The sequence below is a fragment of the Xanthobacter cornucopiae genome, assembly GCF_043195065.2.
Lineage (GTDB): Bacteria > Pseudomonadota > Alphaproteobacteria > Rhizobiales > Xanthobacteraceae > Xanthobacter.
This window is the reverse complement of sequence record NZ_CM195531.1, coordinates 4,667,541-4,681,342: the sequence shown is the minus strand read 5'-3', so window position 1 is coordinate 4,681,342 and position 13,802 is coordinate 4,667,541. Positions and strand designations below refer to the sequence as shown.

Genomic DNA, 13,802 nt, shown 5'->3' with positions numbered 1-13,802 from the left:
GCTCAGCTGCCTGGAGTCTTGGTGGTCTCCGGCTTCGGCGGCTCGTTGCCGAGGCGCAGGAAATAGGCCGCGAGCTGCGCCTTGATCTGCTCCGCCACCTGCCGCGCCGCCCGGCTCTCGGCATCGTTCTTGGCACTGTAATTGGCGAAGCGCTGGTCGCTGACGTCGATGGAGGCGGTGCCCACCGCCGTGCCGCCGGCCACCGGCCGCTTCTTGTCGTCGTCGGCGCGCACCATCCGCCAGTTGGCCGCCACCCGGATAATCATGTTCTCCGGCAGGCCCGAGGACGAGTTCACCAATGCGGTGGAGGCCGAGGCATCGGCGGCGATGAAGATCTGCAGCGGCGCGCCCTTGGGGTTCCCGGCGCCGCCGGCGAGCATGTAGATCAGCTCGTTGCGCAGATCGTTGCCGAGCCGGCCCTGGATCTGCATCACTTCCACGTCGGCCAGCTTCTGCTGAAGGCCCGGCCCGCCGACGGTGGCATGGTCCGCATAGAGCGGCTGGAAGCATCCGGCGAGGGCGCCGGACAGAAGCCCCGCCACGGCGAGGCGCGCCAGCAGGCGCACCCGATGGCGCGGAGCAAGGCCGGGCGCACTGGCGGCCCCGGCTGAGGAAGTGTCAGGCAACGACATTCACGATCCTCTGCGGCACCACAATGATACGCTTCGGCGCGCGCCCGTCGAGGGCCCGCTGTACGCTTTCCAGCGCCAGAACCGCAGCCTCCACCTCCGCCGGGGTGGCGGCGCGGGGCACCACGATGTCGTCGCGCTTCTTGCCATTGATCTGGATCGGCAGCGTGACGGTATCCTGCTGAAGCAACGCTGGCTCAGTGGCCGGCCAGAGCGCCTCGGCGGCGAGGCCCGGGTGGCCCAGCGCCGCCCAGCATTCCTCGGCCAGATGCGGCGTCATGGGCGCCACCACCCGCACCAGCAGTTCCGCCGCCTCGCGAAGGGCGAAGGCGAGGTCCGCCGGCACCCCGTCCCGGGCGCCGCGGGCGGCGGCCACGGCGCCGCCGAACACATTGGCGAACTCATGCACATGGGCGACGCCCACGTTGAAGCGCAGGCGCTCGATGTCCTCGGCCACCGCCGCCACCAGGCCATGGGCGGCGCGCCGCAGGCCGAGCGCCGGCGCGTCGAACGCCTCCGGCCGGGCCGCGCCCGGCGCCGCGCCGAACTCGATGGCCTCGTGCACCAGGCGCCAGACCCGCTGCACGAAGCGCCACGCCCCTTCGATGCCGGCCTGGGTCCACTCACTGTCGCGCTCTGGCGGCGTGTCGGAGAGCATGAACCAGCGGGCGCAATCCACGCCGTAGGTGTCGGCCACCACCTCCGGCGCCACCACGTTGCGCTTGGACTTGGACATCTTCTCCGGCGGCGAGACGGTCACCGGCGTGCCGTCGGCGATCTTCACGCCCTTGCCGGGGCCGGTCAGCTTCACCTCTTCCGGGAACAGCCACTTGCCGTCCTGGTCCTTGTAGGTCTCGTGGACGATCATGCCCTGGGTGAACAGGCCGGCGAACGGCTCCTTCACGTCCACCCGCCCGCACTTGCGCAGCGCCCGGGTGAAGAAGCGGGAATAGAGCAGGTGCAGGATCGCATGCTCGATGCCGCCGATATACTGGTCCACCGGCAGCCAATGGGCCACCGCCGCCTTGTCCAGCGGCGTTTCCACGTTGTCCGAGGCGTAGCGCAGGAAGTACCAGGACGAATCCACGAAGGTGTCCATGGTGTCGGTTTCGCGCCGGGCCGGCTTGCCGCACTTGGGGCACGGCACGTCGCGCCAGGCCGCGGCCCGGTCCAGCGGATTGCCGGGCTTGTCGAAGCTCACGTCGTCCGGCAGCCGCACCGGCAGCTGGTCGCGCGGCACGCCCACCGGGCCGCAGCTGTCGCAATGGATGATCGGGATGGGGCAGCCCCAGTAGCGCTGGCGCGAGATGCCCCAGTCGCGCAGGCGGAAGTTCACCTTGCGCACGCCCTGGGGAGCATCGCCCACCCGGAACCGCTCCAGCTGGCGGGCCACCGTCTCCTTCGCCTTGTCGATGGACAGGCCGTCGAGGAAACCGGAATTGAACAGCGTGCCCTCGCCGTCATAGGCGATGTCGGCGATGGAGAAGGTGGCGGGATCGGCATCCGGCGGCAGCACCACCGGCACCACCGGCAGATGGTACTTGCGGGCGAAGTCGAGATCGCGCTGGTCGTGGGCCGGGCAGCCGAAGATGGCGCCGGTCCCGTAGTCCATGAGCACGAAGTTCGCCACATAGACCGGAACCGTGTGCTTGGGGTCCAGCGGGTGCACCACCTTGAGGCCGGTGTCGAAGCCCTTCTTTTCCTGGGTCTCGATGGCCTCGGCGGAGATGCCCCCGGTCTTGCAGGCGGCGACGAAGGCGGTGAGCTCCGGGCTCTTCTCCGCCAGCGCCCGGGTCAGCGGGTGGTCGGGCGAGAGCGCCAGGAAGGCGGCGCCGAACAAGGTGTCCGGGCGGGTGGTGTAGACCTTCACCGCCTTCGCGCCGTCTTGCGGCGCAAAACCCTTGGCGAACTCGAACAGCACCTCCAGGCCCTCGGACCGGCCGATCCAGTTGCGCTGCATCAGGCGCACCTTTTCGGGCCAGCGATCGAGACCGTCGAGCGCGTCCAGCAGCTCCTGGGCGAAATCGGTGATGCGCAGGAACCATTGCGACAGCTTGCGCCGCTCGACGATGGCGCCGGAGCGCCAGCCGCGCCCGTCGATCACCTGCTCGTTGGCGAGCACGGTGTGGTCCACCGGGTCCCAATTGACCTCGCTCTCCTTGCGATAGGCAAGGCCGTGCTCCAGGAAATCCAGGAAAATGCGCTGCTGTTCCACGTAATAAGACGGGTCGCAGGTGGCGATTTCGCGGTTCCAGTCGAGCGACAGGCCGAGCAGCTGGAGCTGCTCGCGCATGGAGGCGATGTTCTCGTAGGTCCAGCTCTTGGGATGGATGCCGCGCTCGATGGCGGCGTTCTCCGCCGGCAGGCCGAACGCATCCCAGCCCATGGGATGCAGCACGTTGAAGCCCCGCATGCGCTTGTAGCGCGCCAGCACGTCGCCCATCACATAGTTGCGGCCGTGGCCGATGTGGATGCGCCCCGATGGATAGGGGAACATCTCCATCACGAAGAATTTCGGGCGCGGGTCGTCGTTGCGGGTGCGGAAGATGCCGCGCTCGGCCCAGGTCTTCTGCCAGCGGGGCTCGGCCTCACGGGCGTTGTAGCGGTCGGAGCCGCGCTCCGAGTTGCGATCTTGCGTCATCTTGCCATGCAGGGGTCTAAAAGCGGCCGGACTAGGACAGAAACCGGCGCCCCGGTCAACCACCGCATCGCAGTGTCCCGCCACCACCATCGCCGCCGCACCCGCGAAGGCCGCCTCCTCACGGCCGGGAGACCAGGGGAAGCCCCCCGGGAAACGGCAAGGGAAGCCGCTGGGATGGATGGCGGGAGAGGCGCGGCAAGCCGGCCGTCCCGGGGTCCACGCGCCTCCGGCGATATTCCGCAGGGGCATGCAGGGACGCCGGTTTGGCTTGCCTCGCCCGCCGCCTTCGTCCATCAAGCTGCTGACGATGATGAAGGGGATGGGGATGGCGATGGGAAGTGTGCCCCGTGGAACGGTGCTGCGGCTCGCGATCGCCGCGCTGGCGACCCTCGCCATGTCAGGCGCGGCGCTGGCGGCCGAAGGCGCGGCCAGCCTGAACGGCGCGCACCTGTCCCCGATCTGGGCCCTGCCGTTCGCCGGCATGCTCCTGTCCATTGCCCTGTTCCCGCTTCTGGCCGGGCATTTCTGGCATCATCATTATGGCAAGGTGGCGCTGTTCTGGGCCGCCGCCTTCGCCATTCCCTTCGCCCTCATCCACGGCCCGGCGCTGACGACGCATGAGGTCGCGCATACGGCGCTGCTCGAATACATCCCCTTCATCATCCTGCTGTTCGCGCTGTTCACGGTGTCCGGGGGCATCCTCATCACCGGCAACCTGCACGGCAGCCCGGGGGTGAACACCGCCATTCTCGCCTTCGGCACGCTCATCGCCAGCCTCATCGGCACCACCGGGGCCTCCATGGTGCTGATCCGGCCGCTGCTGCGCGCCAACGACAACCGCCGCTATAATGTGCACACCGTGGTGTTCTTCATCTTCCTGGTGTCGAACATCGGCGGCTCGCTCACGCCGCTGGGCGACCCGCCGCTGTTCCTGGGCTTCCTGAAAGGCGTGAATTTCTTCTGGACCACCACCCACCTGCTGCATGACACCGCGGTGATCGCGGGACTGCTGCTTGTCGCCTTCTACCTGCTCGACCGCTATTTCTATGCCAAGGAGGAAGGCCGCAAGCTGAAGGCGGACCCCACTCCGGACACCGACGGCCTGGGCCTGCGCGGCGCGCAGAACCTGCCGCTGCTGGGCGGCATCATCGGCGCCATCCTGCTGTCCGCCCTGTGGAAGCCGGGCATCTCGTTCAACATCTACGGCACCCATGTGGAGCTGCAGTGGGTGGTCCGCGACGTGCTACTGGTGGTCATCGCTTTGGTGTCGCTCGCCATCACCCCGAAGATCATCCGCGAGCGCAACGGCTTCGACTGGGAGCCCATCCTGGAGGTGGCCAAGCTGTTCGCCGCCATCTTCCTCACCATCATCCCGGTCATCGCCATCCTCAAGGCCGGGCTTTCCGGCGCCTTCGCGCCGCTGGTGCAACTGGTGACGGGGCCGGATGGGCAGCCGGTGAACGTGTGGTATTTCTGGCTCACCGGGGCGCTGTCCGCCTTCCTCGACAATGCCCCCACCTACCTGGTGTTCTTCAACCTCGCCGGCGGCAACCCGCACCAGCTCATGGGCCCTCTGGCGGTGACCCTGGAGGCGATCTCGGCCGGCGCGGTGTTCATGGGCGCCATGACCTATATCGGCAACGCGCCGAACTTCATGGTGCTCTCCATCGCCCGCCATCGCGGCGTGAAGATGCCGAGCTTCTTCGGCTACATGGCGTGGTCGACGCTGTTCCTGCTGCCGTGCTTCGCCCTGCTCACGGTGCTCTACTTCCTGTAGGACAACGTCCGGTGGCGCCGGCCGGCGCCACCGCCGATTTGCTCCGCGCTCCGGCGCCGGTCGCTACTCCCCCGCCAGCCGCAGTGGCGAGCGCTGCTGCGCCTCCACCCGCCGCAACCGCGCCTCGGCGGCCTCCAGATAGGCCCGCGTCAGCGGCACCGCCTCCTGCCGGCGGGCGATCTGGATATGGAACACGTTCAGCCCCTGGTGACGGAAGCCCATCTCGCTGCCGGCGAGATAGAACTCCCACATGCGGCAGAACCGCTCGTCGGTGAGGCGCGCCGCTTCCTCGCGGCGGGCGAGGAAGCGCTCCCGCCAGGCCTTCAGCGTCTCGGCATAGTGCAGGCGCAGCAGTTCGATGTCGGTGACCACCAGCCCCGCGCGCTCGATGTGCGAGAGCACCTCGGACAGCGCCGGAATGTAGCCGCCGGGGAAAATATACTTGGCGATAAAGGGGTTGGTGACGCCCGGCGGGTCCGAGCGGCCGATGGCGTGCAGCAGCATCACGCCATCCTCCCGCAGGAGCTGGCGCACCTTGCGGAAATACGCCCCGTAATGGTCTACGCCCACATGCTCGAACATGCCCACCGAGACGATGCGATCGAACGTCTCCGGCACGTCGCGATAGTCCTGCAGGCGAAACTCCAGCCGGTCCGCGAGCCCGGCCTCGTCCGCCCGCTCCCGCGCCAACGCCAGCTGCTCCCTGGACAAGGTGACGCCGGTGACACGCGCGCCGGCCATCTGCGCAAGATAAAGGCCGAGCCCGCCCCACCCCGAGCCAATGTCGAGCACCGACAGATTTTCCCGCTCCAGCATAAGCTTGGCAGCGACATGGCGCTTCTTGGCGAGTTGGGCGTCGTCCAGGCTCTGGCCCGGCTGCTCGAAATAGGCGCAGGAATACTGCCGGTCAGCATCGAGAAAGAGCGAATAGAGCCGGCCGTCGATGTCGTAATGATGCGCGACGTTGCGCTGCGAGCGGCCACGCGGATTGAACTGGGTGATCCGCCGCGCCAGCATCCGCGCCCAGAACAGAAGCTTGGCGGACACCGTGGAGTTGACCGCCGCCGGCTGCGACATCAGCAGGTCCAGCAGATCGGCGATGGACCCCTGCTCCATCACCAGCGTGCCATCCATGTAGGCCTCGCCCAGCCTCAGCTCCGGGTCGAGGACAATGGCGCGCTCCGTCGCCGGAGTCGTGAAGCGCACCGCCACCGGCGGCTGGCCCGGCTCCGGCCGGCCTATGGTCAGCCGATGGCCCGAAGCCATGGTGGCCGTCAATCCGCCCCGAACAACCACGCGACGCAAAACGTCTTCAAGCAACCGCGTCATCGGCCGCCTCCGCGATCATGGTCCCAGATCCGTACCCTGGCCGCTCCCCCGCCTGCGGCACTCCCCGCGTCCCGGAGCCACCACTCCGAACGCGCGGGCGCACCCGCTCCGCGGATGCGCGGACCGCCCCGTTTCACGCCCCTTCGACAGGCGTCTTCGCATCCGCTGGATGAAAGACCCTGGGGGGCAGGACGGCCGGCTCAGGGCCGGAACGGCAGCACCGGTTGAATGAAACCATCAAGATTTCCACAGGGCAAGTTTCATACCGGCTGGAGCGCATATTTTTTCGCCGCGCGCGCGAAGCGCCCAAGGCAGAGGCAGCAACGCGCCGCGACGGCGGCGCCCACCCCGGCCCGCTCCGCCGGCGTCGCCGCATCGGGGCCGCCTTTACTCCGCCGCGGCCGCCCCTTAAGCGAAAGCCACCTTCGGCAATGAAGTTCCCACCAGATGCTCCGCAAACTCTACGACTGGGTCATCGCCTATTCGGCCAAGCCCTCCGCCCCGTGGGCCCTCGCCTTCGTCTCGTTCGCGGAGAGCTCGGTCTTTCCCATTCCACCGGACGTGCTGCTGGTGCCCATGACCCTGGCGCGGCCGGACCGCGCCTGGCGCTATGCCCTCATCGCCACCATCGCCTCGGTGCTGGGCGGCCTGGTGGGCTACGCCATCGGCGCCCTGCTTTATGAAAGCGTCGGCAAGTTCCTGATCGACCTCTACGGCTACGGCAACAAGGTGGACGCCTTCCGCGCTGCCTATGCCCATTACGGCCATTGGGTGATCCTGCTGAAGGGACTGACACCCATCCCCTACAAGCTGGTCACCATCACCTCAGGCTTCGCCGAATACAGCCTCGGCTGGTTCATCGTGCTGTCGATCATCACCCGGGGTGCGCGCTTCTTCCTGCTGGCGGCACTCCTGCATTATTTCGGGCCGATGGCCCGGGAATTCATCGAGAAGCGGCTCGGCCTCGTCACCCTCGGCCTGCTGGCGGTGGTGGTGCTGGGCCTGCTCGCGGCCGCCTACCTGATCTGAGGACCCGGCACGGCCGCGATCCTCGGCGGACGGGCGGGCGCCGCCCGCCGTCCGAGGTGTCGCCCCACGCCCGGCCGCTTCAGTCGGTCCCGGCCGGGCGCGACAGCACCGAGGCCGAGCCGGCATTGGAACCACCGGGCGTGGCACTGCCGGCGCCGGTGCCCGCCCTGGCGGCATCGGCGAGGGGTGGGGCCGGACCAACGGCCGGACCGGATGCCGCCGCGGGAACCGGCGATCCGGCGACGGCGGAAGAGGACGGCCCGGCCGGGGCCGCAGCCTGACCCGGAACCGCGGCCGGGGTGGCGGGCACCCGGCCCTGCGCCGTTTCGGGCGGCGGCGGCGTCACCATCGGCGCCGGAGCGGAAAACGCGAGGCCCGCTTCCGGCGGACGCGCCCGCGGCAGAGGCGCGGCGGGCGCCGGGCGCGGCGCCGATCCGATCGCCACCGGCGGCGGCGCGGGAATTTGCCCCGGCACCGGCGCCGGACGCGCCGCGACCGGCGGCAGCGCCCGCAGCGGCCGCGCCGCCAGCACCTCGCCGGAATAGGCGTCGAGGCGCAGGCTCGCCGGCCCTTCCTGGTCCACGGCGGTCACGGTGTAGATCCGCCCCGACAGCACCGGCCGCGAGACCTGCCAATAGCCCATGGATTCCAGCCTGCGCCGCACCTCGGCCGGCGGCAGCATCACATAATGCAGCGGCCCCCGGGGGGCGGGCACATAGACCGGAGGCCGCTCGTACCCATACGGGCGCTCATAGATGAGATATTGCGCCCCTGCCGGCGTCAACGGCGCCAGGGCCATGCCGCAGCCGAGCAGCAGCATTGCGCGAACGCGCGCGCCGGACCGGGCGGCCACCGCCCCTCGGGCGCGCCGCGCGTGAGCATGAAAGGGCATGATCTGACGTCACCTGCGCGAAAGTTGAGGTCCAGGCCGGCACTAGAGCCACCCAATGCGGCGGCGATGGGACCGGCTGGCTGCCGCGCCGCCGCCGCCGCCGCCGCCGCCGAAACGGCGTTGCGCCGCACACTCACCCTTCGACCCCTTCTTGCGCCGGGCACGCGCGGTGCGCAATCTTTGGTCAGATCGGCGCCAGATGCGCCATCCCGCCGCTTGTGAAATGATCAGTTTTCTGTCATCTTCCGAGGGATAGGGAAACCGTGCTGCCCTATCCCCCACATCGCAACGCTCACATCGCGCAACGCAGGCGCGCGCGGAGCGGCGCGCTCGGCGGTGGTGGCGTGGAAGTTGCAAAGCACGTCGAGACAGATAGGCCATTGCGCCGTGCGCAGCCGCACGGCAGTTTGGGGCGACCGGCGCGAACCGGGACGCCGCAAACTGCCGGGTGACCCCGCAGGGACGCGGTGGCCCCAGCCGGTCGGGACGCGGAACGTCTTCCGATGCGACAAATGAAAAGGGACGATAAAATGGCAGCGACGGATCGCAAGGATGGCTTGAGCGGAAGCGTGGCTTCGGGGGCCGCCGCCGTGAAAGACACGGCGATCGTCGGCCGGCCGGCACCGTTCGGCCTGTTCGACCCGGCGCACGAGCGTGACGCGTGCGGCGTGGGCTTCATCGCCGACATCAAGGGCCGGAAGTCCCACAAGATCGTCCAGGACGGCATCAACATCGTGCTGAACCTGGAGCACCGCGGCGCCGTGGGCGCCGATCCACGCGCCGGCGACGGCGCCGGCATGCTGGTGCAGATCCCCCACAAGTTCTTCGCCAAGGAAGCCGCCCGCCTCGGCTTCACCCTGCCGGAGCCGGGCCGGTACGCGGTTGGCCACATTTTCATGCCGCGCGACGGCGAGGGCCGGGAGATCGTCCGCGCCACCTATGAGCGCCTGGTCGCCGAGGAGGGGCTCACCCTCATCGGCTGGCGCGACGTGCCCACCGACAATTCCTCGCTCGGCGTCAGCGTTCTGCCCACCGAGCCGAAGCACCTCCAGGTGTTCATCGGCCATGGCGACGACGTGGCGGATGAGGATATGTTCGAGCGCCGGCTCTACGTGCTGCGCAAGGTGATCTCGAATACCGTCTACAACTCAGGCGACACCCGCACCGCCGGCTATTATCAGGTGTCGCTGTCGTGCCGCACCCTGGTCTACAAGGGCATGTTCCTGGCCGACCAGTTGGGCGCCTATTATCCCGACCTGCACGATCCGGACTTCGAGAGCGCGCTCGCCCTGGTGCACCAGCGCTTCTCCACCAACACCTTCCCCGCCTGGCCGCTGGCCCACCCCTATCGCATGGTGGCCCATAACGGCGAGATCAACACCCTGCGCGGCAACGTCAACTGGATGGCGGCGCGCCAGGCCTCTGTGGATTCGGAGCTGTTCGGCGCCGACATCTCCAAGCTGTGGCCCATCAGCTACGAGGGCCAGTCGGACACCGCCTGCTTCGACAATGCGCTCGAATTCCTGGTGCAGGGCGGCTATTCCCTACCCCACGCCGCCATGATGCTGGTGCCTGAGGCCTGGGCCGGCAACCCGCTGATGGACGAGGAACGTCGCGCCTTCTACGAATACCACGCCTCGCTGATGGAGCCGTGGGACGGCCCCGCCGCCATCGTCGCCACCGACGGCCGGCAGATCGTCGCCACCCTGGACCGCAACGGCCTGCGCCCCGCCCGCTACATGGTGACCACCGACGACACCATCGTGCTGGCCTCGGAAATGGGCGTGCTCACCCTGCCTGAGGAGAAGATCGTCACCAAGTGGCGGCTGCAGCCGGGCAAGATGCTGCTGGTGGACCTGGAGGAAGGCCGCCTCGTCCCCGACGAGGAGATCAAGTCCGAGCTGGCCAAGGCCAACCCCTACAAGGAGTGGCTGAAGCATACCCAGCTGGTGCTGGAGGACCTGCGCCCGGTGGAAGCCCGCGAGGTGCGCACCGACGTGTCCCTGCTCGATCGCCAGCAGGCCTTCGGCTACACCCAGGAAGAGCTGAAGCTGCTGATGGCCCCCATGGCCATCACCGGCCAGGAGGCGGTGGGCTCCATGGGCACCGACACGCCCATTTCGGTGCTCTCCAACAAGTCGAAGCCGCTGTTCTCCTATTTCCAGCAGAACTTCGCCCAGGTGACGAACCCGCCCATCGACCCGATCCGCGAGGAGCTGGTGATGAGCCTGGTGTCGTTCATCGGGCCGCGGCCGAACATCTTCGACCTGGAGGGCAACGCCCGCCGCAAGCGCCTTGAGGTGCGCCAGCCCATCCTCACCAACGAGGACCTGGAGAAGATCCGCTCCATCGGCTTCATGGAGGAGCGGTTCGACACCCGTACCCTGGACATCACCTATCCCGCCGACAAGGGCGCCGCCGGCCTCGAGGGCGCGGTGGAGCACCTGTGCGACCGCGCCGAGGCGGCCGTGCACGGCGGCTACAACATCATCATCCTCTCCGACCGCATGACCGGTCCGGATCGCATCCCGATCCCGGCGCTGCTGGCGACGGCCGCCGTGCACCATCACCTCATCCGCAAGGGCCTGCGCACCTCGGTGGGCCTGGTGGTGGAGACCGGCGAAGCGCGCGAAGTGCACCATTTCGCCTGTCTCGCGGGCTATGGCGCCGAGGCCATCAACCCCTATCTCGCCTTCGAGACCCTGCTCGCCATGAAGGACGAGATTCCGGAGGAGGTGGACGACAAGGAAATCGTCAAGCGCTTCATCAAGTCGATCGACAAGGGCCTGCTGAAGGTGATGTCCAAGATGGGCATTTCCACCTACCAGTCTTATTGCGGCGCACAGATCTTCGACGCGGTGGGCCTCAACTCCGAGCTGGTCAACAAGTACTTCTTCGGCACCGCCACCACCATCGAGGGCGTCGGCCTGGCCGAGATCGCCGAGGAGACCGTGCGCCGTCACCAGCTGGCCTTCTCGGATTCCCCGGTCTACCGGCTGGCGCTGGATGTGGGCGGCGAATATGCCTTCCGCATGCGCGGCGAGGACCACGCCTGGACGCCGGAGACGGTGGCCACGCTCCAGCATGCGGTGCGCGGCAACGCCCAGGACAAGTATCGCGAATTCGCCAGCGCGGTGAATGCGAACAACGAAAAGCTGCTGGCCGTGCGGGCCCTGTTCCGCATCCGCGAGGCGGCCGAGATCGGCCAGGAGCCCATCGACATCTCGGAGGTCGAGCCGGCCTCCGAGATCGTCCGGCGCTTCGTCACCGGCGCCATGTCGTTCGGCTCCATCTCGCGTGAGGCGCACACCACGCTCGCCATCGCCATGAACCGGATCGGCGGCAAGTCCAACACCGGCGAGGGCGGCGAGGAGCCGGAACGGTTCGTGCCCCTGCCCAATGGCGACAGCATGCGCTCGGCCATCAAGCAGGTGGCCTCGGGCCGGTTCGGCGTGACCGCCGAATATCTGGTCAATGCCGACGTGATGCAGATCAAGGTCGCCCAGGGCGCCAAGCCCGGCGAAGGCGGCCAGCTGCCGGGCCACAAGGTGGATGCGGTGATCGCCAAGGTGCGCCACTCCACCCCGGGCGTGGGCCTCATCTCCCCGCCCCCGCACCACGACATCTATTCCATCGAGGATCTGGCGCAGCTCATCTACGACCTCAAGAACGTGAACCCCGACGCGGACGTGTCGGTGAAGCTGGTGTCCGAGGTGGGCGTCGGCACGGTGGCGGCCGGTGTCGCCAAGGCGCGGGCCGACCACATCACCATCTCCGGCTTCGAGGGCGGCACGGGGGCGAGCCCGCTCACCTCCATCAAGCATGCCGGCTCGCCGTGGGAAATGGGCCTTGCCGAGACCCAGCAGACGCTGGTCGCCAATCGGCTGCGCTCCCGCGTCGCCTTGCAGGTGGACGGCGGCTTCCGCACCGGGCGTGACGTCATCATCGGCGCGCTGCTCGGGGCGGACGAGTTCGCCTTCTCCACCGCGCCGCTGATCGCCGCCGGCTGCATCATGATGCGCAAGTGCCACCTGAACACCTGCCCGGTGGGCGTCGCCACCCAGGACCCGGTGCTGCGCAAGCGCTTCAAGGGCACGCCCGAGCACGTCATCAACTACTTCTTCTTCGTGGCCGAAGAGGTGCGCGAATACATGGCGCAGCTCGGCTTCCGCAGGCTGGAGGAGCTGGTGGGCCGCTCCGACGTGCTCGACCAGCAGAAGGCCATCGACCACTGGAAGGCCCGGGGCCTCGACTTCAGCAAGCTGTTCGCCAAGGCCGACGTGCCGGCCGACGTGGGCATCCGCCACACCGAGCGCCAGCATCACCCCATCGAGAAGGTGCTCGACCGCACCCTCATCGCCAAGGCCGAGCCGGCCCTGGAGCGGGGCGAGAAGGTGGTCATCGAGACTGCAATCCGCTCGGTGGACCGCTCCGCCGGCGCCATGCTCTCGGGCGCGGTGGCCAAGCGCTACGGCAACGCCGGCCTGCCGGACGACACCATCCACGTGAAGCTGACCGGCACCGCCGGCCAGGCCTTCGCCGCCTTCCTGGCGGCGGGCGTCACCTTCGATCTGGTGGGCGAGGCCAACGACTATGTGGGCAAGGGCCTGTCGGGCGGGCGCATCATCGTGCGGCCCCCGGCGCACAGCGCCATCGTGCCGGAAAACTCCATCATCGTCGGCAACACGGTGATGTACGGCGCCACCGAGGGCGAGTGCTACTTCCGCGGCGTCGCCGGCGAGCGCTTCGCGGTGCGCAACTCCGGCGCCATCGCGGTGGTTGAAGGCACCGGCGACCACGGCTGCGAATACATGACCGGCGGCGTGGTGGTGGTGATCGGGCCCACCGGGCGCAACTTTGCGGCCGGCATGTCCGGCGGCGTCGCCTATGTGCTGGACGAGGACAAGACCTTCGCCAAGCGCTGCAACCTCTCCATGGTGGACCTGGAGCCGGTGGAAGAGGAGGAAGACCTTCTGGAGCGCCTGCACCACCATGGCGGCGACCTGGAGTTCAAGGGCCGCATCGACGTGCATTCGGACATGTCCCGCCATGACGAGGAGCGCCTCCACCAGCTCATCGCCAAGCACCTGCACTTCACCGGTTCGGCGCGGGCCCAGACCATCCTCGACAACTGGGCCGACTATCGCTCCAAGTTCGTGAAGGTGATGCCGGTGGAATACCGGCGCGCCCTGCGCGACATGGAGAAGCTGCGCGGCCTGGTGGCGGCGGAGTAATCCGCGCCGCCGGCTTCTCCCTCGCGTGGGGAGGGGCGGCGGGCGCCCGGCGCGCCGGCATCCGGTCTTGCCGGGTCCTGGGCGCGCACGGCCAATCCATCGCCTCGGCCAGCCCCACTGGGGCTGGCGCCACCTCCCGAGCCACCGACGCGGGGCGAGTGCACAGGCCGGGCGGCGCGCGCGAATTGCGAGTCCTCAAGCTGTTCTAATTCTTGTAATGGAGCGCGGCGCGCAGATGCGGCGCGCGCGCAAGCTCCCGCAACGCGGTTCC

The 13,802-nt window shown here is 68.5% G+C and carries 7 protein-coding genes; 3 read left to right on the top strand and 4 right to left on the bottom strand.

What is annotated here, in order from left to right; translation table 11 throughout:
• Positions 1-2: 2 nt before the first annotated feature.
• On the bottom strand, positions 3-632 hold the full coding sequence (gene lptE / locus V5F53_RS20600) for an LPS assembly lipoprotein LptE (protein WP_393995523.1): 630 nt from the start codon (positions 630-632) through the stop codon (positions 3-5).
• Positions 619-3,270, bottom strand: a complete 2,652-nt coding sequence (leuS, locus tag V5F53_RS20595; protein WP_393995522.1) for a leucine--tRNA ligase — start codon at positions 3,268-3,270, stop codon at positions 619-621. The genes lptE and leuS overlap by 14 nt, the downstream gene beginning before the upstream one ends.
• Positions 3,271-3,601: 331 nt before the next feature.
• Between leuS and V5F53_RS20590 the strand changes: the two genes are divergently transcribed.
• Positions 3,602-5,047: a sodium:proton antiporter gene (locus V5F53_RS20590; protein WP_393995933.1), complete on the top strand. Its 1,446-nt coding sequence runs from the start codon at positions 3,602-3,604 to the stop codon at positions 5,045-5,047.
• Between the two features lie 63 nt (positions 5,048-5,110).
• Here the strand turns inward: V5F53_RS20590 and V5F53_RS20585 are convergent, their stop codons facing one another.
• A complete protein-coding gene (locus V5F53_RS20585; RefSeq protein ID WP_393995521.1) occupies positions 5,111-6,376 on the bottom strand; it encodes a cyclopropane fatty acid synthase in 1,266 nt (421 codons plus the stop codon).
• A gap of 447 nt (positions 6,377-6,823) precedes the next feature.
• Between V5F53_RS20585 and V5F53_RS20580 the strand changes: the two genes are divergently transcribed.
• Positions 6,824-7,405, top strand: a complete 582-nt coding sequence (locus V5F53_RS20580; RefSeq protein WP_393995520.1) for a YqaA family protein — start codon at positions 6,824-6,826, stop codon at positions 7,403-7,405.
• 79 nt (positions 7,406-7,484) lie between these two features.
• Here the strand turns inward: V5F53_RS20580 and V5F53_RS20575 are convergent, their stop codons facing one another.
• On the bottom strand, positions 7,485-8,297 hold the full coding sequence (locus tag V5F53_RS20575; RefSeq protein ID WP_393995519.1) for a hypothetical protein: 813 nt from the start codon (positions 8,295-8,297) through the stop codon (positions 7,485-7,487).
• A gap of 530 nt (positions 8,298-8,827) precedes the next feature.
• Between V5F53_RS20575 and gltB the strand changes: the two genes are divergently transcribed.
• The gene (gene gltB, locus V5F53_RS20570; protein ID WP_458575946.1) at positions 8,828-13,531 is read left to right on the top strand and encodes a glutamate synthase large subunit; all 4,704 of its coding nucleotides are present in this window, start codon (positions 8,828-8,830) and stop codon (positions 13,529-13,531) included.
• Positions 13,532-13,802: the final 271 nt, after the last annotated feature.